The organism is Mycobacterium sp. GA-2829, from assembly GCF_001499965.1.
Classification (GTDB): Bacteria; Actinomycetota; Actinomycetes; order Mycobacteriales; family Mycobacteriaceae; genus Mycobacterium.
In genome coordinates this window covers 24,968-51,330 of record NZ_LQIT01000030.1, presented here as the reverse complement: position 1 = coordinate 51,330, position 26,363 = coordinate 24,968, and the positions used below count along the sequence as shown (strand labels likewise).

Below are 26,363 nucleotides of genomic sequence, written 5' to 3'. Positions count from 1 at the left end.
CCAGAGGCCGGCCTCAGAGACCGCTGAAGCAGGGGTCCTCGCCGCTCTTCGGCATCTGCGCGTTCTGCGTGCCGAACACCGCCGTCACCCCGGTGTCGGTGACCGCGACGCTCTGCGCCTTGATGTTCATCGGGTAGTTCTGCGTCAACCCCGCGGTGAACGCGTCGAGCGCGGGCTGCACGGCCTCGCGGGGGAGCGTGAATCCGAGGCCCGTGAGCTGCTGCACCTTCAGCGCGATGCCGCCGTTGGCGACCTCGGGTTTGGCGGTGATGCTGCCCAGCGCGCCCTCGAGTTCCAGCGTGCCGGCCGACGGGTTGGTCTTCACCCCGGTCAGGAAGCTACCGACCAGCGGTATCGCGTCCTGGACGGTCTGGGTGATGCCGTCGGACGACCAGGTGATGTTCGCGGTCAGCGAGCCGATGCTGCCGCTGGAGTCCGCGGTGTCCTCGAGTCGGACATCTTTGATGTCGATGCCGACCTTCATGCCCTTGGCGTCGCGGACCTGGTTGCCCGCGGTCTCGATGTTGATGTTCGTGTAGTGGCCGGTCATGTGCTGCAGCAGGAACGGCGGCATCGCACCGAACGATGCGGAGGCCTCGTCCTCGACGACACAGGACACCACGCGCGACACCACGTCGTCGGCGCGGTTGCGGGCGTACAGCTCGCCACCCAGCAGGCCCGCGGCGACCAGCGCCACGATGATGACCACCGCGAGCACGACCGACAGCGGATCGCTGAAGACGTCCTTGAGCTTGGTGAACACCGATCCGCCCGACTTCGGCGGTTCGCCCCCGGCGCCGGCGCCCTGGTCAGGCACAGAGGGCGGCGGACCCTGCTGCGGGAACTGGGGCTGAGGCGGGACTGGCGGCTGGTTGGCCGGACGGGCCCAGGGATCAGTCACGCTCGCGATTCTGCCTTACCCACCGAGTCGACCTCTGCGCGGTTGTCGAGCACCGCGATCGTCTCGCGCACCTTCTGCGCGGCGTCGAGGTCGAGATCGGCGACCACCAATTCGGGGTCGGCACCGGCCTGGACCAGCACGTCGCCGGTGGCCGAGGCGACCAGGCTGCCACCGACCCCGGTCGGCCCGGCCGCGGCCACCTCGTCACCCGGATAGGCCTGATCGACCGCGGCCACCCAGCCCGTGGTGTCCAGTGCGCGCGCCCGCGCCAGCAGCGTCCACTGGTCGAGCTTGCCGGGGCCGGCACCCCACGAGGCGTGCACGGTGATCAGCCGTGCCCCGCGGCGCGCCAGCTCGACGTACTGCTCGGGGAAGCGGATGTCGTAACAGGTCGTCAAGCCCACCTCGACGCCCGCGACGGTGATTGTCACCGGTTCGGAACCCGGTGCGACAGTGCGGGATTCGCGGAATCCGAACGCGTCGTAGAGGTGGATCTTGTGGTAGTGGGCGGCCACTCCGCCGCCCGTGGCGAGCAGCGTGTTCAGCACCCGGCCGTCCCCGCTGGGGGTGAACATCCCGGCGACGACGGTGATGCCCGCCCGTTCTGCGATGGCGCGCACCGCGGTGGCCCACGGGCCGTCGAGCGGTTCGGCGACCGGTCCCAGCGGCACCCCGAACCGGCACATCGTGGCCTCCGGGAACAGCACGAGGTGAGCACCGGCGTCGACCGCGCGGCGGGTGTAGTCCTCGACCACCTCGAGGTTGGCCGCCGGGTCGGTGCCCGAGACGATCTGTGCGCACGCGATCCGCAGGGCAGAAGACATGGGATCCAGCCTACGGTCGCAACACGGGCTTAACGCCGCTCGCGATCCGCCGTAACCGCACGGCGTTTGGCTGTGCCGATGGTGCTCTTCGGGGTCGCGGTCAGCATCGCGGTGGTGGTGCTCGTCGGTTTCCTGGTCTCGCGGCGGATCGCCGGTGACAGCGCGAACTTCCTGGTCGGCGGCCGCACGCTGCCGCTGATGCTGGTCGGCGGCGCGCTGATGGGCTCGGCTGTCGACACCAACGCCACCCTCGGCAACACCGACCTGGCGTCGGAGTTCGGGTTCTGGGCGGGCGCCTGCCTGCCGTTGGGGTTGGCGCTGTGCCTGTGCTTCACCGGGCTGTTCTTCGCCAAACCGATGAACCGGATGGGGCTGACGTCGTTCCCGGACTACTACCGGTTGCGGTTCGGCCGGGCCGTCGAGGTCGCCGCGTCGGTGATGCTGATCCTCGGCTTCTGCATCCTGGTCGCCGGGAACCTGGTCGCGGGCGGATTCCTGTTCAACTACTTCCTCGGTATCCCGTACTGGCTGGGCACCGTGGTGATCGCGGCGCTGGCGGTGGCTTACACCGGCACCGGCGGCCTGCTCGCCGACGCGTACACCGCGATCATCCAGATGACGATGATTTTGGTCGGGGCGGTCGGCCTGCTGATCTGGATGGCCACCACGCACGGGCTGACGATCGAGGCCGGGATGGGCCCGCTGGACCTCGGGCAGATGACCGATCCGGCGCAGGGCGCCACGATCAACTGGGCGACGCTGATCGCGCTCGGCATCGGCGACATCGTCGCGATCGACTTCATGCAGCGGGTGTTCGCGGCGAAGTCGCCGGAGACCGCGCGGCGGGCGTGCTTCGGCGCCGCGGCCGGGGTGGTCGCGATCTGCGTGCCGTTCGGGCTCGTCGTGCTCTCGGCCAAGGCGTTCCTGCCCGAGGACCTCGACGGGCCGATCCTGCTGGTGCTGCTCGACCGCTACGCGCCGCTGGCGCTGACGATCCTGGTGCTGTGCGGGCTGGTCGGGGCGTCGATGAGCACCGCCAACGGCGCGATCCTGGCCATCTCCAATGTCTGCGTGCGCAACCTCGGCGGGGTGCGCCGCATGCACGTGCCGGGCAGGCCCGATCCGCTGCTGAGGGCCACCCGCATCGCGATGGTGCCGGTGACGCTGCTCGCCATCGTGATCGCGATCTACGTCAAACAGACCGGGATCCTGCTCACGCTCGCGTTCGATCTGTTGCTGGCGTGCCTGGTCGTGCCGTTCGTGCTGGGGTTGGTCTGGCGCAGGGGGACGGCGACGGCCGCGCTGGTGTCGATCGTCGTCGGCCTGACGGTGCGGCTGGTGCTGTTCGCGATGACGCCGACGATGTACGGCCTGGACAACACGATCCTCTACGTCCCCAACGGGGTCTTCGACGCGACGTTCGACGGCTGGCCGACGTTCATCGCGTTCGCCGCGTCGCTGGCCACCTACCTCGTGGTGGCGCTGGCCACGCCCGCATCGCCGATCCGCGGCCTCGACATCCGGATGGCCGAGGACCTCGACGACGCGCTGGCCGCCGAACCGGTCACGGGGAAACCGTCGCCCACGGCAGTGTGAGCACCCCGTCGCGCATCCTGCGGCGCGGCGGCTCGACCGGCAGACCCTCTGCGGCGAGCAGGTCCAGCATCGCCCGCCAGCGGATGCGCGGCCCGAACACCCCGTGGCCCGCGACGCTGGCCCACGCCCGGTCCGCCGCGGTGAACAGGTCGTGGATGGCCTGACCCGGCACGTTGTGGTGGATCAGCACCTTGGGGAGGCGTTCGGCCAGATCCGACGGCCGCTCGATCGCGAACGGATCGCACGCCAGCGTGAGGCTGACCGGACCGTCGGCGTCGAGCAGCACCCACGCGCAGCGGCGGCCGAGCTCGTCGCAGGTGCCGTCGACGATCAACCCACCCGGCGCCAACCGCTCCCGCATGACCTCCCACGCCCCGGCGACCGCGTCCTCCGGGTATTGGCGCAGCACGTTGAACGCCCGCACCAGGATCGGCCGCAGCCCCGCGAGTTCGAAACCGCCGAGCGCGAACTCGACGTCGGTGGCCGCGGTCGCGCGGGCGGCCGCCACCCGCTCGGGGTGGATCTCCAACCCGACCACCCGCACATCCGGGCGCACCGAACGCAGCCGGGACGCCAGTTCGAGCGTGGTGACCGGCAGCGCGCCGTAGCCCAGGTCGACGATCAGCGGTGCGGACGCGGCCAGCAGCGCGGTCCGCACCCGGGGCGAGTGCACCAGCCAGCGGTCGCTGCGGCGCAGCCGGTTGTGTCCGGTGGTGCCGCGCGTCAGCACGCCGATCGGGGTGTTCGGACGCTGCGACATCGGCGTCAGCGGCGGCCGGCGAGCCAGCGGGCGGTGAAGTCACGCTCACCGTCGAACAGTTGGCGGATGCCGGTCAGGATGAGGTCTTCGATCGTCCCGCCCACCAGCGGTATCGACACCTTGCAGTGGCTGCGTACCAGCAGGCGGCTACCGGCCGCGGTGTCGGACAGTTCGTAGCGGCCGTCGAGCCGCCCAGGCGCCCTCGGCATCGACGCCGCGAACGTGCCCAGCGCGCCGTCGTCGAACGGGTCGAAATGCTGTTCGCGGGTGAGCAGCAGGTCGACGGGCACCGCTTTGCGCGCGACCGGCGGCAGGTCGTCGCGGGGGATCACCTGGCGCAGCGCGATGTCGGTGCCGCGCGCATCGGACCGGAACAGCGTGAGATCGGTACGTGTGTTGAGCTCCCGGTAGACCTCGGTCAGCGCCTGCCAGTACTCCTCGGAGGTGAACTGCGCGTGGATCTGTTCGGCGGGCACGTCGAACTCGACGACATGCTCCGACCGCCTCCCCATGGGGACTCACGGTACGCGCCGGGTCAGGCGTTCTCCGCGATCCACACCGTGGTGAAGCGCTGTTCGGCGATGATCAGGTCGACCAGGCCGTTGCCGATGAAGTTCTCGATCTTGCCGCCGACGAGCGGGACCCGCACCTCCACGGTGACCTTCAGGTCGAGGCGCGACCCCGCACCGTGGGGCACGAGGGTCGCGGTGCCGGTCAGCGAGACCGGGGCGCCGGGGATCGAGCCGGTCACCGATGCGGTGGCGCTGCCGTCCTGCACCCCGGTCCAGGTCTCCTCGCGCTGGATCGACAGGTCGCCGCGATGGAACTGCGCGACCACCCCGGGCAACCGGTCGGCGCGCAGGATCTGGGTGGTGGTCACGTCGATGCTGCCGTCGGCGCCGACGGTCATCGCGTCGAGCGTGGCGTGGTCGGCGCCCGAATCGGCGAGGCGCTCCTGCCAGTACCGTTCGTCGCGGAACGCGCGGTGTACCTGTTCGACGGTGCCGTCGTAGTCAGCGGCCAAGTCGAATGAGCGCGGCATAGCCCGCCACGCTACCGTTACCGCCCGTGACCGGTGAGGAACTCGCGGGCGCGCTGGTCGAAGCCGACGTCGCGCTGGCCCCGCTGACCACGCTGCGCGTCGGGCCCGTCGCGCGGACCATGATCACCGCGACCAGCACCGAACAACTCGTCGCCGCGCTGCGCGCCGTCGGCCGGGACGCGCTGATCCTCGCCGGCGGGTCGAACGTGGTGCTCGGCGACGACATGGCCGACCTGACCGTCGTGCGCGTCGCCAACAGCGAGATCACCGTGCACGACGGCGTTGTCCGCGCGGAGGCCGGCGCGAACTGGGACGACGTCGTCGTCACCGCGCTGGCGCACGGGTTGGGCGGCCTGGAGTGCCTCTCGGGGATCCCGGGTTCGGCGGGCGCCACCCCGGTGCAGAACGTCGGCGCCTACGGGGCCGAGGTCGCCGACACCATCCGGCGCGTGCGGCTGTTCGACCGGCGCACCGGCCGCGACGAATGGGTGTCGCCGCAGGACATGGCGTTCGGGTACCGCACCAGCGTGCTCAAACACTCCGACCACGCCGTCGTGCTGGAGGTGGAGTTCGCGCTCGACGTCGAGGGCCGCAGCGCACCGCTGCGCTACGGCGAACTGGCCCGCGTCCTCGAGGTGGAACCCGGTGGCCGTGCCGACCCGGTCCGGGTGCGCGAGGCGGTGCTGGCGCTGCGGCGCGGTAAGGGCATGGTGCTCGACGACCCCGACCACGACACCTGGAGCGTCGGCTCGTTCTTCACCAACCCGGTGGTGAGCCCGGCCGAGTACGAGCGGCTGACCGCCGCCGTCGACGGACCCGTGCCCAGCTATCCCGCCCCGGACGGGGTCAAGCTCGCCGCGGGCTGGCTGGTCGAACACGCCGGGTTCGGCAAGGGCTACCCCGGTGCGGACGCCCCGGCCCGTCTTTCGACCAAACATGCGCTCGCTGTGACCAATCGGGGTCAAGCGACCACGGGCGACGTGATTGCGCTGGCCAGGACGGTGCGCGACGGTGTGCGCAGCGCCTTCGGGATCGACCTCACAGCCGAGCCGACCCTGGTGGGCTGCCGACTCTAGGTATCTTGGGTACACGTGAGTGCCGCCGACAAGCTGCCGCCCGTCAATCGGCGGCGCGCCCTGACCGCTCTTGCGCTCGGGCTCGTCGCGCCCGGCGCGCTCGCGGCCTGCAACAAGGTCACCAGCAACCTGGGCAGTGAACCCGCGAAGGCGCCCGCCTCGGCGTCACTGGCGTTCGAACCGGCCACTTCCGCCACCGACGTGTCGCCGACCGAACCGGTGCGGGTGGAGGTCGACGGCGGCTGGTTCCAGCGGATCGCGCTGACCAACGGGCAGGGCAAGGCCATCGCCGGTGCGCTCAACCAGGACCGCAACGTCTTCACTGTCAGTGAACCGCTGGGCTACGGGGTGACCTACACCTGGTCTGGTTCGGCGGTCGGGGAGGACGGCAAGGCCGTCCCCGTCAAGGGCCAGTTCACCACCCTTGACCCGAGCACCCAGGTCAACGGCCAGTTCCAACTCTCCGACGGCCAGACCGTCGGCGTGGCCGCACCGATCATCCTGCAGTTCGACGCCTCCATCGACGAGGAGGACCGGGCGACGGTCGAGAAGGCGGTGTCGGTCACCACGAACCCGCCCACCGAGGGCAGTTGGGCGTGGCTGCCCGACGAGGCCGCCGGTTCGCGGATGCACTGGCGGTCCCGCGAGTACTTCGAACCGGGCACCACGGTGCGTGTCGACGCCAAGCTCTACGGGGTCAAGTTCGGTGAGGACGCCTACGGCGCCGCCGACTCGACGCTGGACTTCACGATCGGCCGCCGCCAGGTCGTCAAGGCCGAGGCGTCGTCGCACCGCATCCAGGTCATCGACCAGGCCGGCGCGGTCATCATGGACTTCCCGTGCAGCTACGGCGAGGGCGACCTCGACCGCAACGTCACCCGCAGCGGCATCCACGTGGTCACCGAGAAGTACGAGGACTTCTACATGACCAACCCCGCCGCCGGGTACGCCAACGTGCGTGAGCGGTTCGCGGTGCGGATCTCCAACAACGGCGAGTTCATCCACGCCAACCCCGCCAGCTCGGGGGCCCAGGGCAACAGCAACGTCACCAACGGCTGCATCAACCTGTCACTGACCGACGCCGAGCAGTACTTCAACACCGCGATGTACGGCGACCCGGTCGAGGTGACCGGCACCCGCCTGCAGCTGTCCTACGCCGACGGCGACATCTGGGACTGGGCCGTGGACTGGGACGAGTGGAAGTCGATGTCGGCGCTGACCGACGAGGCGTCGCCCGCCGGGCTGCCCAGCACGATGCCGGCGACGCCCTCGAACGCCCCGCAGCCGGCCGGTCAGCGCCCCGGCGGCTAGCTCCGTTCCGCCGAGTGTCGGGTTGTGTCACGCCCCGGCGCCTGGCGCGTGATACAACCCGACTTTCGAGCCGGCGTCACCGCTGCACGTCGCGCAGTTCGCGCGCCTTGAGCGCCAGCCACAGCTCCGCCCTGGTGTCGGCGGTGCCGAGGTCGGCCTGCGTCAACTCGGCGATTCTGGCCAGCCGGTTCCGCAGCGTGTGCCGGTGGATACCCAAAGCGGTTGCCGCGCTTTCGGTTTGACCGTTGTGGCGGAGGTAGGCCGCCAGCGTGTCGAGGAGTCCGTGGTCGGCGAGCGGCTGCAGCCGGTGCGCGAGCAGGTCGAGTTCCTCGGCGCTGCGGTCACCCAGGATGACGCCGAAGACGCCGAGGTCGGCGAACTCCCGGATACGGCCGCCTGCGGCCCGGGCGGCGACGCGCGCCTGATTCGCGCACCGGTTGGCATTGTCGAACGAATCCTGTTGGCTCACACCGCCTCCCAGTCGGCGCTCCAGCTGCGCGCCCAACGAATGCCCGATCTCGGCGGGGGACACCGACGCGTCCGCGGGCAGCACCAGCAGGAGTTCGTCGCTGGCCGCCGCCATCAGATAGGGGATCGACTCCGCGTCGAGGAGGTGCTGTGCCTGCCGCTCGGCGGCCAGCGCCGGGCCGGTGTTGGTCAGCACCAGCACGACGATCGGATCCTCGGGGGAGAAGCCGAAATAGCGAAGGACGCCTGAGTCGACCGCCGCGGGCTGGGAGATCGCGAGCCGGGTGACCGCCGCACGCAACCGCTGTTCGGCGTCGAGAACGCCTGTCGGCTTGCCGAATTCGATGGAGATCAGCGCGACGGCATGCGAGACCAGCAGACGGTCCGGTGGGCTGAGCGGCGCCTCGGTCCGCACCGCCAGGTGCCCGCGCAGGGTCTGGGTGGCCCGCAGCGTCTGCAGCACGCAGTACCCGTCGCCGTCGGCGATGACCTTGCTCGACGAACCGCGGCGGGTGCGGGTACCGCTGGCGTGCTCGGCGCACAGCGCGGCCACCCGTTCGGTGTCGGGACCCGCGGCGGCCAGCACGCTGCCGTCGGTGGCCACCACGACCGCGGTGGCCGGCAGCGCCTTGCTCAGCGCGGTCACGACGGCGGGGATGCCGTCGCGCAGCGTCTCGCGTGCCATCAGCTCCTGCTGGTCGGCGATGCGCTGGACCGACCGCAGTTGGTCGGCGGTGATCTCGTCGATGACCGCGCGGGTGATCGCGATGAACGGCGTCTGCGGGGGGACCGCCAGGACGGGCATGCCGAGGGCATCGCCCGCGGCGACGATGCCGTCGGGCACCTGCGGGTAGGTGGTCCCGGTGTCGAACGCCAGCGCGGCGATCCCGGTGGCCGAGAGGCGGGCGAGGTAGTCGAACTGCTCGGCCTCGGTGGCGCCGACGTTCATCCCGGTGGTCATGACCAGTTCACCGCCCGCGAGATACGGTGTGGGGTCGGCCAATTCGATGGCATGTGCCCAGGTGATGGTGCGGTCACCGCTCTCGCGGCCCGCGATCAGCGTCAGCCCGAGGTCGGCGATCTGCGCCAGCCGGCGCGCCGTCATCGCCACGACTAGGTGGGCGGGCTCGCGGACAGCCGTCGACTCTCGGCCACGCGGGCCAGGAACGCGGCGAACAGCGCCTTGCGGTCGTCCGCGGGTCCGTCGGTGTCCTCGGGGTGCCACTGCACGCCGAGCACCCACGTGTCGGGTTCGCGGTGCTCGACGGCTTCGACCACACCGTCGATGCCGCGGGCGGCGACCCGCAGTTGCGGGGCCACCTCACCCACGGCCTGGTGGTGGCCGTTGCGCACGGTGACCTCGGTCCGCCCGAGGATGTGGGCAAGCCGGGTGTCGGGGTCGACGTGCACCGGATCGTCGACGAACAACGGGTCGTCACCGTGGCCGTGGTGCGGGGTGTCGGGGCCGAGGTCGGGGATCAGGGTGCCGCCGTAGACGAGGTTGAGCATCTGCGCGCCCCGGCAGATCCCGAACACCGGCAGCCGGTCGGCCAGTGCCGCACGGATCGCCGCGAGGGTGCGGTCGTCGCAGCGCCGGTCCACCCCGTAGAGGTTGGGCACCTCGTCGTGATGCCCGTACAGCGTGGGGTCGGCGTCGCCGCCGCCCAGCAGGACCAGCCCGTCGAGCCTGTCCCGGGGCTGCACCGGTGCGTCGGCGGACGGGTCGATGAGCGCGAACCGCGCACCCAGTTCGGTCAGCGTCGTCAGCGCCGAGCGGGTGAACCGGACGACGAGTTCCCGGGTCTCGTCGGTGAGGCCGGGATAGTTCAGCGGCACCACCGCCCCGATCAGCGGGGCGTCGGCGGCGGTGACCGGCCGCTCGGGGATGACGTCGGACACCGTGATCGGCGCGGTCATCGGGGGTTGTCCTTCCCGAGTCGGGGCGGGGCGCTGCGGTAGGTGGGCGGCGTCGCCGACATCGAGATCGGGTTGGCGACCTGCGGGGTGGGGCTGCCGGGCACGCGCACGGTCGGGGCGAGGCCGAGTCCGTCGGCGAATGCGAACGCCTCGGCCATGTCGTTGATCGGTCCGGCGGGGACCCCGACCTTGGACAGCAGCGCGTACCAGTGGTCGGCGCCCGCGGTGGCGAAGATCTCGGTGAGGATGTCGCACAACGCCTCTCGGTTGTGCACGCGCAGGGCGTTCGAGGTGAACCGCTCGTCGGTGGCCAGCCAGTCGGCGCCCAGCGCGTCGGCAAGCAGCCGGAACTGCTTGTCGTTGCCGACGGCGACCGCGATCGGCCGGTCGGCGGTGGGGTAGGTCTGGTACGGCGTGATGCTCGGGTGGCGGTTGCCCATGATGCCGGGCACCGTGCCCGCCCCGAGGTAGCCGGAGGCCTGGTTGACCATCGAGGACAGCAGCACCGACAGCAGATCGGTGTCGACGCGCTGCCCCTCGCCGGTGCGGTCGCGGTGGTGCAGTGCCAACAGGATGCCGGTGACCGCGTGCAGACCGGCGAGGACGTCGACGACCGCGACGCCGACCTTGGTGGGCTCACCCGGTGCGGGACCGGTGATGCTCATCAACCCGCCCACGGCCTGTACCAGCAGGTCGTAACCCGGCAGATCCGCTCCACCGTCGCGACCGAATCCGGTGATGGCGCAGTAGATCAGGTCGGGTTTGAGCTCGCGGAGCGCGTCGTAGCTCAGCCCCAGCTTCTCCATGGTGCCCGGCCGGAAGTTCTCGACCACGACGTCGGCGCCCGCCACGAGGTCACGGGCCCGCGCCACGTCCGCCGGGTCGGTCAGGTCGAGCACCACCGAGCGTTTGTTGCGGTTGACGGAGTTGAAGTAGGTGGCCACCCCGTCGGCGTCGTAGGGCGGTCCCCACTCGCGGGTGTCGTCGCCGACCCGCGGTCGTTCGATCTTGATGACGTCGGCGCCGAAGTCGCCGAGCATCATGGTGCCGTAGGGGCCCGCGAGCACCCGGCTGAAGTCGACGACGACGATGCCTTCGAGCGCGGACGGGTTCATGCCCGTGCCGTTCCGCCGCGCAGGTACACCGTGGTGGTGTGGGTGAAGAACTCCCGCGCGGACGTGCCCTGCTCCTTGGGTCCCAGCCCGCTCTTCTTCGCCCCGCCGAAGGGGACGTGCGGATCGGCGCCCGCGGATTCGGAGTTGACGTGCAGCACTCCGACGTCGAGGTGCTCGACGGCCTGCAGCGCGCGGGTCAGGTCCTGGGTGAAAACCGCTGCCGACAACCCGTATTCGTTGTCGTCGGCCAAGCCGAACGCCTCCGCGGCGGTGGCGGCGCGGCGCACCGCCAGCACCGGTCCGAACAGTTCGTCGGTCCAGACGTCGGCGCGCCCGTCGGTGAGTTCCACGATGGTGGGGGCGATGAAGTAGCCGTCGCCGACGGCGTCCGGCAGCTCGAGCCCCGTCCCGGTGAGCAGCGACGCACCCTGTTGGAGCGCGGTGTCGATACCCCCACGGATCGACGTGTGCGCGCCGTCGTTGACGACGGGTCCCATCTGGGTGGCGTCGTCGGTGGGATCGCCGACGACGATCGCCTCGGCGCGCGCGGTCAGCGCGGCCAAGAAGCGGTCGGCGATCCCGTCGGTGACCACCAAACGCGATGTGGCCGTGCACTTCTGGCCGGTGGACCGGAACGCCCCGAGCGCGACCTGCTCGACGGCGAGGTCCAGGTCGGCGTCGTCGAGCACCACCGCGGCGTTCTTGCCGCCCATCTCGCACTGGGCGGGCACACCGCGGGCTGCGGCCGCCGCGGCGATCCGGCGACCGACACCGGTGGACCCGGTGAAGGTGACCGCGTCGATGTCCGCGTGGTTGACGATGCCGTCGCCCAACCGGGAGTCGCCGATGAGCAGGTTGAGCACCCCGGCAGGCAGCCCCGCGGTGGCCAGTGCGTGCGCGAGGTGCATGGCGAGCAGCGGCACCGTACCCGCCGGCTTCCACACCACGGTGTTGCCGTAGACCAGTGCCGGGGCGATCTTCCAGGCCGGGATGGCGATCGGGAAGTTGAACGGCGTGATGACGCCGACGACACCGACAGGGCGGCGGGTCACCAGGATCTGTTCCCCGGCACGGGGTGAGGAGTAGATCTCGCCGGCCTGCCGGTCGCCCTCGTTGCCGTAGTAGCGCAGGATCTGCGCGGCACGCAGCACCTCACCGACACCCTCGGCCTTGGTCTTGCCCTCCTCGGCGGCCAGGTCCACACCCCACTGGTCGGCGTTGCGCTCGACGACCGCGGCCGCCGCGAGCAGGATCGCGCCCCGCTGGTGCAACGGGGTGGCGGCCCAGCCGGCGCGGGCGTCGACGGCCGCGGCCACCGCATCGTCGAGGTCGGCGGTGGTGGCCTTGCGGCCCTGCGCCACCACGACCTGTGGGCGGGCGGGGTTGATGCTGGTCAGCTCATCCCCACCACCGGGGACCCACTGGCCGGCGACGAGGTGCGCCAATGTGGCGGGCATCAGCGGAACGCCGCCTGTCCGGTGAGCGCCTTGCCGATGGACAGCAGGTGCATCTCGGAGGTGCCCTCGTAGGTCAGCACCGACTCCAGGTTGTTGGCGTGGCGCAGCGGCGAGTACTCCAGGGTGATGCCGCTGCCGCCCAGCAGCGTGCGGCACTCCCGGGCGATCGCCAGCGCTTCGCGCACGTTGTTCAGCTTGCCCAGCGAAACCTGTTCTGGCCGAACACCCTCGGCGTCCTTGATTCGACCCAGGTGCAGCGCCAGCAGCATGCCCTTGCCGAGCTCGACGGTCATGTTGGCGAGCTTCTCCTGCGTGAGCTGGAAACTCGACAGCGGCCGGTCGAACACGTCGCGGGTCTGGGTGTAGGCGATCGTGGTCTCGAGGCTGTCCCGGGCGGCGCCCAGCGCACCGAACACGATCCCGTACCGCGCCTCGTTGAGGCAGGACAGCGGGGCGCTGAGCCCCCGTGCATGGGGCAGTTCGGCGGAGGCGGGCAGGCGCACGTTGTCCAGCACCAGTTCGGAGGTCACCGAGGCCCGCAGCGAGAGCTTCTTGTGGATCGGGTTCGCGGTGAAGCCGGTGGTGTCGGTGGGCACCAGGAAACCGCGCACGCCGTCGTCGGTCTGCGCCCACACGGTGGCCACGTCGGCGAGGTTGCCGTTGGTGATCCACATCTTCGTGCCGTTGAGCACCCAGTCGCTCCCGTCTCGCTTTGCGCGGGTGCGCATTCCGGCCGGATTGGAACCGAAGTCGGGTTCGGTCAGTCCGAAGCAGCCGATCGCGTCGCCCGCGGCGAGCCGGGGGAGCCATTCGTTCTTCTGCTCCTCGGAGCCGTAGCGGTGGATCGAGAACATCGACAGCGAGCCCTGCACCGAGACGAAGCTGCGGAAGCCGCTGTCGCCCGCCTCGAGTTCCAGACAGGCCAGGCCGTAGCTGACGGCGTTGACGCCGGCGCAGCCGTATCCGTCCAGGTGCATGCCCAGCACGCCGAGGTTGCCGAACTCTTTCGCCAATTCCCTTGGTAGCGTTGCGGATTCGAACCAGTCGTCGACGTTGGGCCGCAGCCGGGTCTCGACGAACTTGCGGACGGTGGCGGCGATGTCGCGTTCGTCGGCGTCGAGGAGGCGGTCGATGTCGAACAGTTCCAGTGGTGCGGTCATACGGGTGCTCCTGGGGCGAGAGGGGGGTCAGAGGGCGGCGAAGGCGTCGCGGATGACACCGAAGGCGTCGACGAGTAGTTCGTCGGAGATCGACAGCGGCGGCAGGAAGCGCAGCACGTTGCCGTAGGTGCCCGCGGTCAAGGTCAGGACGCCGTTGTTCAGGCAGTGCCGGCTCACCGCGGCCACGGCGTCCCGGTTGGGGGTGTGGCCGCCGGGGGAGACGAGTTCCACGGCGATCATGGCGCCGCGGCCACGGATCTCGCCGATGATGTCGGTGGTGGCGGCGATCGCGCGCAGTTCGCGCACCATGATCTCGCCGATCTGCTGGGCGCGGTCGAGCAGGTTGTTGGCGGCGATCTCCTCGAAGACCCCGAGGGCGGCCGCGCACGCGACGGGGTTGCCGCCGTAGGTGCCGCCGATCCCGCCGGAGTGGGCGGCGTCCATGATGTCGGCGCGTCCGGTCACCGCGGCCAGCGGCATACCGCCCGCCAAACCCTTTGCGGTGGTGATCAAATCGGGCACGATGCCCTCGTGTTCGCAGGCGAACCAGGTACCGGTGCGGGCGATCCCGGTCTGCACCTCGTCGGCGACCAGCACGATCCCGCGGTCGCGGCAGAAGTCGGCGACCGAGCGCAGGAACCCGTCGGCGGGCACGATGAACCCGCCCTCGCCCTGGATCGGTTCGACCACGACGCAGGCGACGGAGTCCGCGCCGATCTGGGTGTCGATGAGCTGGGCGAACTGGGCGAAGGCCTCGGCCGCGCAGTTGTCGGGTCCCGACGGCCAGCGGTAGGGGTAGGCCATCGGGGCCCGGTACACCTCGGGGGCGAACGGGCCGAAGCCGTGCTTGTAGGGCTGGTTCTTGGCGGTCATCGTCATGGTGAGCAGCGACCGGCCGTGGAAGGCGTGGTCGAAGACCACGACGGCGGGCCGCTTGGTGAAGGCCCGGGCGTACTTCACCGCATTCTCCAGCGCCTCGGCGCCGGTGGAGAACAGCGCGGTGCGCTTCTCGTGGTCGCCGGGGGTGAGCCGGTTGAGCGTCTCGGCCACCTCGAGGTACGGCTCGTACGGCGTGGCCAGGAAGCACGTGTGGGTGAACTGGGCCAATTGCTCGGCCGCCCGGGCGACCACCTGCGGTGCGGAGTTGCCGACCGTGGTGACCGCGATACCGCTGCCCAGGTCGATGAACGAGTTGCCGTCGACGTCGACCAGCACACCGCCGCCCGCCGACGCCGCGTAGACCGGGGCACCGCTGGTCAGCCCGGCGGGCAGGGCGGCCTGGCGCCGCTCGGCCAGTTCGCGGGAGCGGGGCCCGGGGACCTCGGTCACCAGCCGCCGGTGCTGGCTCAGCTGCGGGCCGCCCACCGCGGTCTCGTCGAGCACGGTCATCTCGTTCGTCCTTCCGTCGTGTGAGCGCCAGCGTAGGAACGACGGGCGTGGCCATCCTATGGCCCAACCGGACAATCTCTCGCCTTCGACTGTCCATTCCGGCGATATCAAGATCGGTCGTGGTGGCTCAGACTGTGGGGGCATTGGCGGCGTTGCACCTACCAGAAGGGGACCCATGGGCCCGATCAAGGCGGTCGTTTACGGAGTCGGCGCGATGAACTCGATCGCGACGCGCATGCTGCTCGACAAGGGGGTGGAGGTGGTCGGGGCCATCGCGCGCAGCGAAGCCAAGGTCGGCCGCGATCTCGGCGAGGTCGCCGGCCTCGGCCGCGAACTCGGCGTCGCCGTCAGTGGGGATGCGGCCGAGGTGTTTCGCCGGACGTCGCCGGACGTGGCCGTCATCGCGGTCAACAGCTACCTGGCGGATGCCGTGGAGCAACTACGCATCTGCGCCGAACACGGCGTCAACGCGGTCACGTTGTCCGAGGAGATGCTCTATCCCTGGAACACCTCGCCCGGTCTCGCCGAGGAACTCGACGCGGCGGCCAAGCGGACCGGGGTGACGCTGACGGGCACCGGCTTCCAGGACACCTTCTGGGTGAACCAGATCGCCCTGCTGATGGGCACCGTGCATCGCATCGATTCGGTGTCGGGGCGGGCGAGTTGGAACGTCGACGACTTCGGACCCGAGCTGGCGCGCGACCAACAGGTCGGCTGTTCGGTGGCCGAGTTCCACGACTGGCTGCGCGACGCCGAACGTCCACCCACCTTCGGCCGCAACGTTCTCGACGCGTTGATCGCAGACACCGGGTTGACGCCGACGTCGGTGACGTCGACGACGCGTCCGGATGTCGCTGCGGCCCCGATGTTCTCGCAGGCACTGCAGATCGAGGTCCCCGCGGGCAGTGTCATAGGGATCACCGATGTCGACGAGATCAAGACCGAGCAGGGACCCAGCTTCCTGTTCGAGATGTCGGGGCGCGTCTACGGCGTCGACGAGGGGGACATCAACGAGTGGGAGATCTCCGGTGAGCCGGATGTGGTGCTCTCCAACGGCACGGTCCCGACCCAGCTGACCACCTGCACCCAGCTCGTCAACCGCATCCCGGATGTGATCGCTGCGCGCCCGGGGATCATCACCGTCGACGAGCTGGCCCGTCTCCGATACCGCGCCTTCCCGCTGCACACCTACCTGCGGGGTGCCTGACGGCTGAGGCGAGCGTCGGGTTGTGTCACGCCCTCGGGAGTTGCGCGTGACACAACCCGTCACTCAGCGGCGGTTGAAGCGGGACCCCGACGCGCCGCTGACCTGATCGCGCGGCCGCACCACGATGAGGTCCAGGTCGACGTGCGACGGGCGGCTCGCCACGAACCCGATCACGTCCGCGATGTCCTCGGCGACCAGCGGGGTGACGCCCTCGTACACCTTCGCGGCGCGCTCGGCGTCGCCCTCGAACCGGTTGAGGGAGAACTCGGTCTGCACCATCCCGGGCGCGACCTCGGTGAGCCGCACCGGTTTTCCGAGCAGCTCGCTGCGCAGCGTGCGGTGCAGCACCCCCTGGGCGTGTTTGGCCGAGGTGTACCCGCCGCCGTTGTCGTAGATCTCCACCGCGGCGATCGAGGTGACGGTGACGATGAGCCCGTCGCCGGACGCGATCAGCTTGGGCAGCAGTGCGCGGGTGACCAGCAACGTGCCCAGCACGTTGGACTCCCACATCCACTTCCAGTGCTCGACGTCGGCCTCGGCGATCGGTTCCAGTCCGCGGGCCCCGCCTGCGTTGTTGACCAGCACGTCGACGCGCTCCAGCGAGTCGGATAGCGCCGACACCGCATCGGCGGAAGTGACGTCCGCCACAATCGCGGTGCCGCCGATCTCCTCGGCGAGGGCTTGGATGGGCGCCTCCCGGCGGGCCACGCAGACCACGTGAAAGCCCTGCGCAGCAAGGGTTCTCGCGGTCGCCTCGCCGATGCCGGCGCTGGCGCCGGTGACCACTGCGACGCGTCGGTCGTCTCCAGAACTCGTCATCTGCCCAACTCTAGACAGCGTGCTAGATTCGCTCTCGTGTTCTCCGGTGGTCAGGCCTTCGACGCGCGGCACTGTTGTTGTCGCCGCGTGATTCGCCGCGCCTGACCGAACCACGGGACCCCTTCCCGATCGAGTCGCAGGTGTGGCCAGGACCCACCCGCCGACTCTCCCGAAGGACATTCCTGTGCGTGCCACCCTCACTCCCGACCCTGCCGTTTCCGCCTCGGTGCGTCGTCTGCCGTCCAAGCGACCGCTGGCCGCCGCCCCGTGCCGCGTCAACCACCAGCGCCGCGTCGTCGCGCCGTCGCTGAAAGTCGCCGACGCCGCGGCCGCCTCGGTCTTCGCCGCCGCCCGGGCGCGCGGACCGATCGCCCGCGATGCCATCGCCCGCTCCACCGGCCTGAGCATCGCCACCGTGAACCGCCAGGTCAGCGCGCTGCTCGACGCCGAGATCCTGCGTGAGCGGGCCGATCTCGCCGTGTCCGGCGCGATCGGCCGCCCCCGCGTCCCGGTCGAGGTCAACCACGAGCCGTTCCTCACCCTCGGCATCCACATCGGCGCCAAGACCACCAGCATCGTGGCCACCGACCTGTTCGGCCGGACCCTCGACGTCGTCGAGACCCCTACGCCGCGCGGTCCGCAGGATGCCGCGCTCGCGGTGCTCTCGGCGAGCGCCCGCAAATACCTGAGCCGGTGGCACCGGCGCCGTCCGCTGTGGGTCGGCGTGGCCGCGGGCGGTGTCGTCGACGGCTCCACCGGGCATCTGGACCACCCGCGGCTGGGCTGGTTGCAGGCCCCCGTCGGACCGGTGCTCGCCGAGTCGCTGGGGTTGCCGGTGTCGGTGGCCTCCCACGTCGACGCGATGGCCGGGGCCGAACTCCTCCTCGGCAATCGTCGCCCGGCGACCGCCCCGTCGTCGACCAGCCTCTACGTCTACGCTCGTGAGACCGTCGGGTTCGCACTGTCGATCGACGGCCGGGTGCACTCGCCCGCGGGCGGCCCCGGCACCATCGCGGCGCTGCCCGTGCAGTCCGAATTGCTCGGGCGCAGTGGCCAACTGGAATCGACGGTCAGCGACGAGGCGGTACTGACCGCGGCCCGCAGGGACCGCATCATCGTCGCCGACGGACCCACCTCGACGATGGCGTCGGTGCTGCGCGCGGCGCGGCAGGGCAACGCCGCCGCGCAGGCGCTGCTGGCCGAACGCGCCCGCGTGCTCGGCGAGGCGGTGGCGTTGCTGCGCGACATGCTCAACCCCGACGATCTGGTCGTCGGCGGTCAGGCGTTCACCGAGTACCCGGAGGCCATGCCGCTGGTCGAGGCGGCGTTCGCCGCGCGCTCGGTGCTGCCCGCCCGCGACATCCGCATGACGACGTTCGGCAACCGCGTGCAGGAGGCGGGGGCCGGGGTGGTGTCCCTGGGCGGGCTCTACGCCGATCCGATCGCCGCGATGCGCCGCTCGGCGCCCCGCAGGCCCGAAGCGGCGTCGTAGCGCCGGGGTGTAGACATGAGTGTGTGCGCCTAGCAACGGACCAGCTCGACAGGCCGCCCCAGCGTGTGGCCGTGCTGTCGGTCCACACGTCGCCGCTGGCGCAGCCCGGCACCGGTGACGCCGGCGGGATGAACGTCTACGTCCTGCAGAGTGCGCTGCACCTCGCGCGCCGCGGCGTCGAGGTGGAGATCTTCACGCGCGCCACGTCTTCGGCCGATCCGCCCGTCGTGCGGGTGGCTCCCGGGGTGCTGGTGCGCAACGTCGTGGCCGGCCCGTTCGAGGGGCTCGACAAATACGATCTGCCGACGCAGCTGTGCGCGTTCACCGCGGGCGTGCTGCGGGCCGAGGCCACCCACGAACCCGGCTACTACGACATCGTGCACTCGCACTACTGGCTGTCCGGTCAGGTCGGCTGGCTGGCCCGCGACCGCTGGGCCGTGCCGCTGGTGCACACCGCCCACACCCTGGCCGCGGTCAAGAACGCCGCACTGGCCGAAGGGGACTCACCCGAACCGCCGCTGCGCGCGGTGGGGGAGCAGCAGGTGGTCGACGAGGCCGACCGGCTGATCGTGAACACCGAACTCGAAGCCGAACAGCTGGTTTCGCTGCACCATGCCGACCGGTCGCGCATCGACGTCGCGCATCCCGGTGTCGACCTGGACATCTTCACCCCCGGGGACCGCGGCGCCGCCCGCGCCGCGCTCGGACTGGACGCCCGCGAGACCGTTGTCGCGTTCGTCGGCCGCATCCAGCCACTCAAGGCGCCCGACATCCTGCTGCGCGCCGCGGCGAAGCTGCCCGACGTGCGGGTGCTGGTGGCCGGTGGACCGTCGGGCTCGGGTCTGGCCGCGCCGGACAACCTGGTTGCGCTGGCCGACGAGTTGGGTATGTCCGAGCGGGTGACGTTCCTGCCCCCGCAGTCGCGCGAAGATCTTGCACAGGTGTACCGCGCCGCGGATCTCGTTGCGGTGCCGAGCTACTCGGAGTCTTTCGGGTTGGTCGCGATCGAGGCGCAGGCCTGCGGCACCCCGGTGGTGGCCGCGGCGGTCGGCGGTCTGCCGGTCGCGGTGCGTGACGGGGTGACCGGCGCGCTGGTCGACGGACACGACGTCGGGGACTGGGCGCACACCATCGACTCGCTGCTGGCCCGCGGTCCTGAGGGCATGCGGCGCGCGGCGGTCGAGCACGCGGCGACCTTCTCGTGGGACAGCACCGTCGACGCGCTGCTGGCCAGCTACGGCCGCGCCATCGGCGACTACCGCGAGCGGCACCCCCGCGACGGGGAAGCGCCGCGGCGCACCGCGCGCCGGTTCGCGCGGCGGCGGGGGGTCCGGGCATGAGCGATGAGCCGCTTGCGCGAAGAGCAGACAGCAGCATTCAGCAGACGATCGTCGACACCCTCGACGAACACGACCTCACGTACTCGTTCCACGACGGCGCACACGGCGGACCGGCGGGCATCGTCGTCGAACTACCCGGCGAACGCCGCCTCAAGACCAACACGATCCTGACGATCGGTGAGCACTCGGTGCGGGTGGAGGCCTTCGTCTGCCGCCAACCCGACGAGAACCACGAGGGCGTCTACCGGTTCCTGCTCAAACGCAACCGGCGGCTCTACGGGGTGGCCTACACCCTCGACAACGTCGGCGACATCTACCTCGTCGGGCGGATGGCGCTGCACTCCGTCACCCCCGAGGAGGTCGACCGCATCCTCGGCCAGGTGCTCGAGGCCGTCGACTCCGACTTCAACACCCTGCTCGAACTCGGCTTCAAATCCTCGATCCAGCGGGAATGGGAGTGGCGGGTGTCCCGGGGCGAGTCGCTGAAGAACCTGCGGGCGTTCGAACACCTCATCGACGACTGAGCCTCCCCGCGGGCGCCGTGAGAAGATTCACCCCATGGGAGATTCCACGCTGATCCTGCTCCGTCACGGCGAAAGTGAATGGAACGCGCTCAACCTGTTCACCGGGTGGGTCGACGTCGACCTCACCGACAAGGGCAGGGCCGAGGCCGCGCGGGCCGGGGAGCTGATGGCCGATCTGGACCGGCTGCCCGACGTGCTCTACACCTCGCTGCTACGCCGGGCCATCAACACCGCCAACATCGCGCTGGACAAGGCCGACCGGCACTGGATCCCCGTGCACCGCGACTGGCGTCTCAACGAACGCCACTACGGCGCGCTGCAAGGCCTGAACAAGGCCGAGACCAAGGAGAAGTACGGCGAGGAACAGTTCATGGCGTGGCGGCGCTCCTACGACACCCCGCCGCCGCCCATCGAGGCAGGCAGCCAGTACAGCCAGGACCGCGACCCCCGCTACGCCGACATCGACGGCGGACCGCTGACCGAATGCCTCGCCGACGTGGTGGCGCGGTTCGTGCCCTACTTCGAGGAAACGATCGTCCCGGATCTGCGCGCAGGCAAGACCGTGCTGATCGCCGCGCACGGCAATTCGCTGCGCGCGCTGGTGAAGTACCTCGACGGGATGTCCGACGACGACGTCGTCGGCCTGAACATCCCGACCGGCATCCCGCTGCGCTACGACCTCGACTCGGACCTCAAGCCGCAGGTGATCGGCGGAACCTACCTCGATCCGGAGGCGGCGGCCGCGGGCGCCGCGGCGGTGGCCTCGCAGGGCGCGAAGTAGGACCCGAGCGCGGCGCTGGGCGAACAGCCGGTGAACGGCGGCCGAACTCCTGCGATTCGAGGTGTGACTTGTCTCGATTCGGCCGCACGCTGCTGGGATGACGTTCACCCGATGCCTACGATTACGGCGTGAGTGTGGCATCCGCACTGCTGACCGCAGTCGTGGCGCTACTCACGCTGTTATTGGGCGTGGGCATCGGCGTCGCGCTCACCCCACGGGTGGTCGAGCGCAGGCGCCGACGCGCCGCGGAGTCCGCCGGGATCACGGTGTCGCAGATGCTGGCCAGCATCGTCTCGGCGTCGCCGGTCGGGATCGCCGTCGTCGACAAATTCCGTGACGTGGTCTACAGCAACACGCGCGCGGAGGAACTCGGCCTGATCCGGGACCGGCTGCTCGACGACCGGGTCTGGGAGGCCGCGCAGCGCACGCTGCGCACCGGTGAAGACGTCCAGGTCGACCTGACCCCGCGCAAGGTCGCCCACCCCGGCCGCGAGGGCCTGTCGGTGCGCGGCGCGGTGCGGCTGCTGAGCCGCGAGGACCGCCGCTTCGCGGTCGTCTACGTCGACGACCACTCCGAGTACGCGCGCATGGAGGCCACCCGCAGGGATTTCGTGGCCAACGTCAGCCACGAGCTCAAGACCCCGGTCGGCGCACTGGGTCTGCTCGCCGAAGCGCTGCTGGCCTCGGCCGACGACCCCGAGACCGTGCGCCACTTCGCCGAGAAGATGGTCGCCGAGGCGCACCGGCTGGCCGACATGATCGGCGAGCTGATCGAATTGTCCCGGCTGCAGGGCGGCGAACGGCTGCCCGACCTCGGCATGGTCGACGTCGACACCGTGGTCTCCGAGGCGCTGTCGCGGCACAAGGTGGCCGCCGAGAACGCCGACATCGAGATCACCACCGACGCGCCCACCGGCTACCAGGTGCTCGGGGACCAGCCGCTGCTGGTGGCCGCGCTGGCGAATCTGGTGTCCAACGCGATCGCCTACTCCCCGCGCGGCACCCCGGTGTCGGTGAGCCGGCGCCGCCGCGGCGACCACATCGAGATCTCGGTGACCGACCGCGGGATCGGCATCGACAAGGAAGACCAGGAACGGGTCTTCGAACGCTTCTTCCGGGTCGACAAGGCCCGCTCCCGCGCGACCGGCGGCACCGGGCTGGGCCTGGCGATCGTCAAACACGTCGCCGCCAACCACAACGGCGCCATCCGGCTGTGGAGTCAACCAGGCACCGGGTCGACGTTCACGCTGTCGGTCCCCGCCTACCCCACATCCGAGGACCCCGAGGATGAACCGAATGACTAGGAGGACGCGAGACCGATGACCAGTGTGTTGATCGTGGAGGACGAGGAGTCCTTGGCCGATCCGCTGGCGTTCCTGCTGCGGAAAGAGGGGTTCGAGACCACCGTGGTGGCCGACGGACCCTCGGCGCTGGCCGAATTCGACCGCGCGGGAGCCGATATCGTGCTGCTGGACCTGATGCTGCCCGGGATGAGCGGCACCGATGTGTGCAAACAGCTGCGCGCCCGCTCGGCGGTTCCGGTGATAATGGTGACCGCCCGCGACAGTGAGATCGACAAGGTGGTCGGGCTCGAACTCGGCGCCGACGACTATGTGACCAAACCGTATTCGGCGCGCGAGCTGATCGCGCGGATCCGCGCGGTGCTACGCCGCGGCGCCGACGTCGACGACTCCGGGGTCCCCGACGGGGTGCTCGAGGCCGGGCCGGTGCGGATGGACGTCGAGCGACATGTGGTGAGTGTCAACGGTGAGTCGATCACGTTGCCGCTCAAGGAGTTCGATCTCCTCGAATACCTGATGCGCAACAGCGGGCGGGTGCTGACGCGCGGCCAGCTCATCGACCGCGTGTGGGGCGCCGACTACGTCGGTGACACCAAAACCCTTGACGTGCACGTGAAACGGTTGCGGTCGAAGATCGAGGCGGATCCGGCGAACCCGGTGCACCTGGTGACGGTGCGTGGGCTCGGATACAAGCTCGAGGCCTAACCTGTTGTGCCGCCGAGGATCTCGAACACCTCGAAGGTGTTGACGCCGGCGAGTACCGACGGGTCGCGCCGCCCGATCTCGAGCACCTCGGCGCGGTCGGCGGCGCGCAGCACCCCGAGCCCCCACACACCCTCGGGGTCGGCGACCGGACCGTAGACCACGACCCTGCCCGCCTCGAGCAGGTCGCGCCAGTAGTCCTGGTGTCCGCTCATCGCCTGCTGTTCGTCGGCGGTCATCGTCTGCGCGAAGTCCGCCCGCGGCGGGACGAGTTTGAACAGGAACAGCCCGCTCACTGCGCGGCCCTGGTCGCCGGGTGCACCGCGATCAGCCCGAGTCCGCTGCGCCGCCGGCACATCGCGGCCAGTTCCGCGTACGCCTTCTCGCCGAGCAGTTCGGTCAGCTCGGGTCCGTAGGACTCGTAAACCTGCCGCGCGCCGACGTGCGCGTTCGGATCGCCGGTGCAGTACCAGTGCAGATCCGCGCCGCCCTCGCCCCAGCCGCGGCGGTCGTACTCGGTGATCGTGGTCTTGAGGATCTCGGTTCCGTCCGGCCGCTCCACCCACTCCTGGGTGCGGCGGATCGGCAGCTGCCAGCAGACGTCCGGCTTCATCGTCAGCGGTTCGACGCCGAGTTTGAGGGCCTTGCTGTGCAGGGCGCAGCCGATCCCACCGGAGAATCCGGGGCGGTTCAGGAAGATGCACGCACCCTTGTACTTTCGCGTGCGCAGATTGGGCTTGTCGTCGTACTCGTCCATCTCGAGGTAGCCCTTCTTGCCGAGCCCCTTCTCGCGGAACTGCCAGTCCTCGTCGGTCAGGGTCTTGACCGCGTCGTCGAGGCGGGCGATGTCGTCGTCGTCGGACATGAACGCCCCGTGCGAACAGCACCCGTCGTCGGGTCTGCCCTCGACCGTGCCCTGACACGCCGGGGTGCCGAAGACACAGGTCCACCTCGACAGCAGCCACGTCAGATCCGCGGCGACCAGGTGTTCGGGGTTGTCCGGGTCGTAGAACTCGACCCACTCGCGGGCGAAGTCGAGTTCGACCTCACCGGGATGGACTGGCATCACAACTGCAAACGCTACCCGGGTGTCGGCGCGAAGGCCCTCGGAGCCGACGGTCTAGGTTGGAACCGTGCGACTGGGCGTGCTCGACGTGGGCAGCAATACCGTCCATCTGCTTGTGGTGGATGCGCGACGGGGCGGCCATCCGACCCCGATGAGCTCCACCAAGGCCTCGCTGCGGCTGGCCGAGGCGATCGACGACTCCGGCAAGCTCACCCGCAAGGGCGCCGACCGGCTCGTCGAGACCGTCGACGAATTCGCCAAGATCGCGACCAGTTCGGGTTGTGCGGAGTTGATGGCGTTTGCCACCTCCGCGGTGCGCGACGCCACCAACTCCGAGGACGTGCTGGCGCGGGTGCTCGCCGAGACCGGCGTGCGGCTGCGGGTGCTCGCCGGGGTCGACGAGTCGCGGCTGACCTTTTTGGCCGTGCGGCGTTGGTACGGCTGGAGCGCGGGCCGCATCATCAACATCGACATCGGCGGCGGTTCGCTGGAGCTGTCCAATGGCGTCGACGAGGAACCCGAGGTGGCGCTGTCGCTGCCTTTGGGCGCGGGCCGGTTGACCCGTGAATGGCTGCCTGACGATCCACCCGGCCGGCGCCGGGTCGCGATGCTGCGCGACTGGCTGGCCACCGAGCTCTCAGATGCCAGCGCCGCCCTGCTCGAGGCGGGTGACCCGGACCTGGCCGTCGCCACGTCGAAGACGTTCCGCAGCCTCGCGCGGCTCACCGGAGCGGCGCCGTCGGGGGCCGGGCCGCGAGTCAAACGGACGCTGACGGCGACCGGGTTGCGGCAGCTCATAGCTTTCATCTCTAGGATGACCGCGGCTGACCGAGCGGAATTGGAAGGGGTGAGTGCCGAGCGCGCGCCACAGATCGTGGCCGGAGCGTTGGTGGCTGAGGCGAGTATGCGGGCGCTGGGCATCGAGTCCGTGGACATCTGCCCGTGGGCGTTGCGGGAGGGTCTCATCCTGCGGAAACTCGACAGTGAGGCCGACGGGAGTCCGTTCGTCGGGGACGGCGGGGCCGACTCGCTCACCCGGGTGAGCAGTGTGGACGATCTCGCCGCGGGTCAGAGTCCGGTGCGGGATGCTGGACGCAAGGCCCTGAGCCCAACTGCCACTAAAGGCAACACACGATGACAGAACCAGATAACAGCTCCACCCGGCCGATCTCGGTCGCCGAGTTGCTCGCGCGCAACGGCACCATCGGTGCGCCCCCGGTGGGCGGCAGGCGCAGGCGCCGTCGCGGCAACGCCGACGCGGTGACCGTCGCCGAGCTGACCGGGGAGATCCCGGTCATCACCGACAAGCCACGTGACGAGACCGCAGAGACCCCGGTCAACGGGTCCGTGCCGGAGGCCGTGCCCGAAGAGGTCGCCGAGGCCACCCTCGAAGAACCGGTCGTCGAAGAGGTCGAGGACGAGCCGGTCGAGGACGTCGTCGTCGAAGAAGAACCCGTCGAGGAGACGGCCGAACTCGGCGAGGAATCCGTCGACGAGGATCCGGCAGACGAGGAGCCGGCAGACGAGGGGCCCGAAGATTTCGCGGGCGCCGACCAGATGAGCCCGGACCCCCTGCACGACGACTACGCGGACGACCGCGAAGCGACGGACCTGCTCGAAGCCGACGCCGACGACGCCCGCGACGAGGACGACGAACTGCCGTCCTACCTGCGCTCGTCGGCCGGTCCGCTGTTCGGCGGCGGCACCGTCGCCGACGATCTCGCCCGCCGCGGCGGTGCGGACCCCGTCGAACTCGAGCACGAACTCGACGAGGCCGACGACGAGGATCTCCTCGAGGACCGCGACCTCGAGGACGAGCCGGACGTCGACGCCGAGCCCGCCGGCCGCATGTCGGCGTTCCTGCGCGGCGCGTGGATCGTCGGGCAGTGCGTCATCGCGGTCGCGTTCGGCGCGGGTCTGTTCATCGCGTTCGACCAGCTGTGGAAGTGGAACAACATCGTCGCGCTCGTGCTGTCGGTGCTGGTGATCCTCGGGCTGGTCGTCGGGGTCCGGGTGGTCCGCAAAACCGAGGACATCGGCAGCACGCTGATCGCCGTGGCCGTCGGCGCGCTGGTCACGCTGGGGCCGCTGGCGTTGCTGCAGTCCGGCTAGTCA

General features: G+C 70.3%; 26 protein-coding genes. 12 read left to right on the top strand and 14 right to left on the bottom strand.

Annotation, left to right across the window (positions count from 1 at the left end):
- Window positions 1–13: 13 nt before the first annotated feature.
- Together AU194_RS18470 and AU194_RS18465 are read right to left on the bottom strand one after the other, a co-directional pair.
- Window positions 14–901 (bottom strand): DUF2993 domain-containing protein, encoded by an 888-nt coding sequence (locus AU194_RS18470; RefSeq protein WP_059090706.1) that lies wholly within the window; start codon window positions 899–901, stop codon window positions 14–16.
- Complete coding sequence (locus AU194_RS18465) at window positions 898–1,713, bottom strand: carbon-nitrogen hydrolase family protein (protein WP_197417664.1); 816 nt, start codon at window positions 1,711–1,713, stop codon at window positions 898–900. The genes AU194_RS18470 and AU194_RS18465 overlap by 4 nt, the downstream gene beginning before the upstream one ends.
- A gap of 90 nt (window positions 1,714–1,803) precedes the next feature.
- On the opposite strand from AU194_RS18465, the gene AU194_RS18460 reads away from it, so the two are divergent.
- A complete protein-coding gene (locus AU194_RS18460; RefSeq protein ID WP_059090704.1) occupies window positions 1,804–3,321 on the top strand; it encodes a sodium:solute symporter family protein in 1,518 nt (505 codons plus the stop codon).
- On the opposite strand, the gene AU194_RS18455 is transcribed toward AU194_RS18460, so the two are convergent.
- The 3 genes from AU194_RS18455 to AU194_RS18445 are packed head-to-tail and all read right to left on the bottom strand — an operon-like array spanning window position 3,290 to window position 5,123.
- Complete coding sequence (locus AU194_RS18455) at window positions 3,290–4,081, bottom strand: hypothetical protein (protein ID WP_059090703.1); 792 nt, start codon at window positions 4,079–4,081, stop codon at window positions 3,290–3,292. The genes AU194_RS18460 and AU194_RS18455 overlap by 32 nt on opposite strands.
- 5 nt (window positions 4,082–4,086) lie before the next feature.
- A complete protein-coding gene (locus tag AU194_RS18450; protein WP_059090702.1) occupies window positions 4,087–4,593 on the bottom strand; it encodes a DUF2505 domain-containing protein in 507 nt (168 codons plus the stop codon).
- Between the two features lie 23 nt (window positions 4,594–4,616).
- A complete protein-coding gene (locus AU194_RS18445) occupies window positions 4,617–5,123 on the bottom strand; it encodes a DUF2505 domain-containing protein (protein ID WP_059090701.1) in 507 nt (168 codons plus the stop codon).
- Window positions 5,124–5,149: 26 nt separating this feature from the next.
- Between AU194_RS18445 and AU194_RS18440 the strand changes: the two genes are divergently transcribed.
- Complete coding sequence (locus AU194_RS18440; RefSeq protein WP_059090700.1) at window positions 5,150–6,199, top strand: UDP-N-acetylmuramate dehydrogenase; 1,050 nt, start codon at window positions 5,150–5,152, stop codon at window positions 6,197–6,199.
- Between the two features lie 15 nt (window positions 6,200–6,214).
- Window positions 6,215–7,510 (top strand): Ig-like domain-containing protein, encoded by a 1,296-nt coding sequence (locus AU194_RS18435; RefSeq protein ID WP_059090699.1) that lies wholly within the window; start codon window positions 6,215–6,217, stop codon window positions 7,508–7,510.
- A 76-nt stretch (window positions 7,511–7,586) separates the two neighbouring features.
- On the opposite strand, the gene AU194_RS18430 is transcribed toward AU194_RS18435, so the two are convergent.
- From AU194_RS18430 to gabT, 6 genes are read right to left on the bottom strand one after another with little or no spacing between them, the layout of a single operon-like run.
- Window positions 7,587–9,083 (bottom strand): PucR family transcriptional regulator, encoded by a 1,497-nt coding sequence (locus AU194_RS18430; protein WP_059090733.1) that lies wholly within the window; start codon window positions 9,081–9,083, stop codon window positions 7,587–7,589.
- 8 nt (window positions 9,084–9,091) lie between these two features.
- Window positions 9,092–9,895, bottom strand: coding sequence for a gamma-glutamyl-gamma-aminobutyrate hydrolase family protein (locus tag AU194_RS18425; protein ID WP_059090698.1), 804 nt, complete (start codon window positions 9,893–9,895; stop codon window positions 9,092–9,094).
- Window positions 9,892–11,010: a CaiB/BaiF CoA-transferase family protein gene (locus AU194_RS18420; protein WP_059090697.1), complete on the bottom strand. Its 1,119-nt coding sequence runs from the start codon at window positions 11,008–11,010 to the stop codon at window positions 9,892–9,894. Before AU194_RS18420 ends, AU194_RS18425 begins: the two co-directional genes overlap by 4 nt.
- Window positions 11,007–12,467, bottom strand: a complete 1,461-nt coding sequence (locus AU194_RS18415) for an aldehyde dehydrogenase family protein (protein ID WP_157576187.1) — start codon at window positions 12,465–12,467, stop codon at window positions 11,007–11,009. Before AU194_RS18415 ends, AU194_RS18420 begins: the two co-directional genes overlap by 4 nt.
- The gene (locus tag AU194_RS18410) at window positions 12,467–13,627 is read right to left on the bottom strand and encodes an acyl-CoA dehydrogenase family protein (RefSeq protein WP_059090696.1); all 1,161 of its coding nucleotides are present in this window, start codon (window positions 13,625–13,627) and stop codon (window positions 12,467–12,469) included. Before AU194_RS18410 ends, AU194_RS18415 begins: the two co-directional genes overlap by 1 nt.
- Before the next feature lie 27 nt (window positions 13,628–13,654).
- The gene (gene gabT / locus AU194_RS18405; protein WP_059090695.1) at window positions 13,655–15,016 is read right to left on the bottom strand and encodes a 4-aminobutyrate--2-oxoglutarate transaminase; all 1,362 of its coding nucleotides are present in this window, start codon (window positions 15,014–15,016) and stop codon (window positions 13,655–13,657) included.
- 175 nt (window positions 15,017–15,191) lie between these two features.
- Between gabT and AU194_RS18400 the strand changes: the two genes are divergently transcribed.
- Window positions 15,192–16,223 carry a hypothetical protein gene (locus AU194_RS18400; RefSeq protein ID WP_059090694.1) on the top strand — a complete coding sequence of 344 codons (1,032 nt, stop codon included), beginning with the start codon at window positions 15,192–15,194 and terminating at the stop codon, window positions 16,221–16,223.
- A 63-nt stretch (window positions 16,224–16,286) separates the two neighbouring features.
- On the opposite strand, the gene AU194_RS18395 is transcribed toward AU194_RS18400, so the two are convergent.
- Entirely contained in the window at window positions 16,287–17,042 is a 756-nt protein-coding gene (locus tag AU194_RS18395; RefSeq protein ID WP_059090693.1) for an SDR family oxidoreductase, read from the bottom strand.
- A 235-nt stretch (window positions 17,043–17,277) separates the two neighbouring features.
- Between AU194_RS18395 and AU194_RS18390 the strand changes: the two genes are divergently transcribed.
- From AU194_RS18390 to regX, 6 genes are all read left to right on the top strand, one after another.
- Window positions 17,278–18,534 carry an ROK family protein gene (locus tag AU194_RS18390; protein ID WP_231743461.1) on the top strand — a complete coding sequence of 419 codons (1,257 nt, stop codon included), beginning with the start codon at window positions 17,278–17,280 and terminating at the stop codon, window positions 18,532–18,534.
- Between the two features lie 23 nt (window positions 18,535–18,557).
- Window positions 18,558–19,874: a D-inositol-3-phosphate glycosyltransferase gene (gene mshA / locus AU194_RS18385; RefSeq protein ID WP_059090691.1), complete on the top strand. Its 1,317-nt coding sequence runs from the start codon at window positions 18,558–18,560 to the stop codon at window positions 19,872–19,874.
- Window positions 19,871–20,398: a YbjN domain-containing protein gene (locus tag AU194_RS18380; RefSeq protein WP_059090690.1), complete on the top strand. Its 528-nt coding sequence runs from the start codon at window positions 19,871–19,873 to the stop codon at window positions 20,396–20,398. Before mshA ends, AU194_RS18380 begins: the two co-directional genes overlap by 4 nt.
- Window positions 20,399–20,432: 34 nt before the next feature.
- Window positions 20,433–21,179, top strand: a complete 747-nt coding sequence (locus AU194_RS18375; protein WP_059090689.1) for a phosphoglyceromutase — start codon at window positions 20,433–20,435, stop codon at window positions 21,177–21,179.
- Window positions 21,180–21,307: 128 nt separating this feature from the next.
- Window positions 21,308–22,483 (top strand): cell wall metabolism sensor histidine kinase WalK, encoded by a 1,176-nt coding sequence (locus tag AU194_RS18370; RefSeq protein WP_059090688.1) that lies wholly within the window; start codon window positions 21,308–21,310, stop codon window positions 22,481–22,483.
- Between the two features lie 15 nt (window positions 22,484–22,498).
- Window positions 22,499–23,185, top strand: a complete 687-nt coding sequence (gene regX / locus AU194_RS18365) for a two-component sensory transduction protein RegX (protein ID WP_059090687.1) — start codon at window positions 22,499–22,501, stop codon at window positions 23,183–23,185.
- Here regX and AU194_RS18360 read toward each other — a convergent pair.
- Together AU194_RS18360 and AU194_RS18355 are read right to left on the bottom strand one after the other, a co-directional pair.
- On the bottom strand, window positions 23,182–23,469 hold the full coding sequence (locus AU194_RS18360) for a YciI family protein (RefSeq protein ID WP_059090731.1): 288 nt from the start codon (window positions 23,467–23,469) through the stop codon (window positions 23,182–23,184). The two genes, regX and AU194_RS18360, sit on opposite strands and share 4 nt — an antisense overlap.
- Window positions 23,470–23,474: 5 nt before the next feature.
- Entirely contained in the window at window positions 23,475–24,251 is a 777-nt protein-coding gene (locus AU194_RS18355; RefSeq protein ID WP_157576184.1) for a hypothetical protein, read from the bottom strand.
- Between the two features lie 64 nt (window positions 24,252–24,315).
- Between AU194_RS18355 and AU194_RS18350 the strand changes: the two genes are divergently transcribed.
- Both AU194_RS18350 and AU194_RS18345 read left to right on the top strand, forming a co-directional pair.
- Complete coding sequence (locus AU194_RS18350; RefSeq protein ID WP_059090685.1) at window positions 24,316–25,386, top strand: Ppx/GppA phosphatase family protein; 1,071 nt, start codon at window positions 24,316–24,318, stop codon at window positions 25,384–25,386.
- On the top strand, window positions 25,383–26,360 hold the full coding sequence (locus AU194_RS18345; protein ID WP_059090684.1) for a hypothetical protein: 978 nt from the start codon (window positions 25,383–25,385) through the stop codon (window positions 26,358–26,360). The genes AU194_RS18350 and AU194_RS18345 overlap by 4 nt, the downstream gene beginning before the upstream one ends.
- Window positions 26,361–26,363 lie beyond the last annotated feature (3 nt).

What these genes read in the sequence shown, in the direction of transcription:
- AU194_RS18460 (WP_059090704.1), top strand. Translation starts at nt 1,804, where the DNA reads ATGGTGCTCTTCGGGGTCGCGGTCAGCATCGCGGTGGTGGTGCTCGTC.
- AU194_RS18455 (WP_059090703.1), bottom strand. Translation starts at nt 4,081, where the DNA reads ATGTCGCAGCGTCCGAACACCCCGATCGGCGTGCTGACGCGCGGCACC.
- AU194_RS18450 (WP_059090702.1), bottom strand. Translation starts at nt 4,593, where the DNA reads ATGGGGAGGCGGTCGGAGCATGTCGTCGAGTTCGACGTGCCCGCCGAA.
- AU194_RS18445 (WP_059090701.1), bottom strand. Translation starts at nt 5,123, where the DNA reads ATGCCGCGCTCATTCGACTTGGCCGCTGACTACGACGGCACCGTCGAA.
- AU194_RS18430 (WP_059090733.1), bottom strand. Translation starts at nt 9,083, where the DNA reads ATGACGGCGCGCCGGCTGGCGCAGATCGCCGACCTCGGGCTGACGCTG.
- AU194_RS18425 (WP_059090698.1), bottom strand. Translation starts at nt 9,895, where the DNA reads ATGACCGCGCCGATCACGGTGTCCGACGTCATCCCCGAGCGGCCGGTC.
- AU194_RS18420 (WP_059090697.1), bottom strand. Translation starts at nt 11,010, where the DNA reads ATGAACCCGTCCGCGCTCGAAGGCATCGTCGTCGTCGACTTCAGCCGG.
- AU194_RS18415 (WP_157576187.1), bottom strand. Translation starts at nt 12,467, where the DNA reads ATGCCCGCCACATTGGCGCACCTCGTCGCCGGCCAGTGGGTCCCCGGT.
- AU194_RS18410 (WP_059090696.1), bottom strand. Translation starts at nt 13,627, where the DNA reads ATGACCGCACCACTGGAACTGTTCGACATCGACCGCCTCCTCGACGCC.
- gabT (WP_059090695.1), bottom strand. Translation starts at nt 15,016, where the DNA reads ATGACCGTGCTCGACGAGACCGCGGTGGGCGGCCCGCAGCTGAGCCAG.
- AU194_RS18400 (WP_059090694.1), top strand. Translation starts at nt 15,192, where the DNA reads ATGGGCCCGATCAAGGCGGTCGTTTACGGAGTCGGCGCGATGAACTCG.
- AU194_RS18395 (WP_059090693.1), bottom strand. Translation starts at nt 17,042, where the DNA reads ATGACGAGTTCTGGAGACGACCGACGCGTCGCAGTGGTCACCGGCGCC.
- AU194_RS18380 (WP_059090690.1), top strand. Translation starts at nt 19,871, where the DNA reads ATGAGCGATGAGCCGCTTGCGCGAAGAGCAGACAGCAGCATTCAGCAG.
- AU194_RS18375 (WP_059090689.1), top strand. Translation starts at nt 20,433, where the DNA reads ATGGGAGATTCCACGCTGATCCTGCTCCGTCACGGCGAAAGTGAATGG.
- regX (WP_059090687.1), top strand. Translation starts at nt 22,499, where the DNA reads ATGACCAGTGTGTTGATCGTGGAGGACGAGGAGTCCTTGGCCGATCCG.
- AU194_RS18345 (WP_059090684.1), top strand. Translation starts at nt 25,383, where the DNA reads ATGACAGAACCAGATAACAGCTCCACCCGGCCGATCTCGGTCGCCGAG.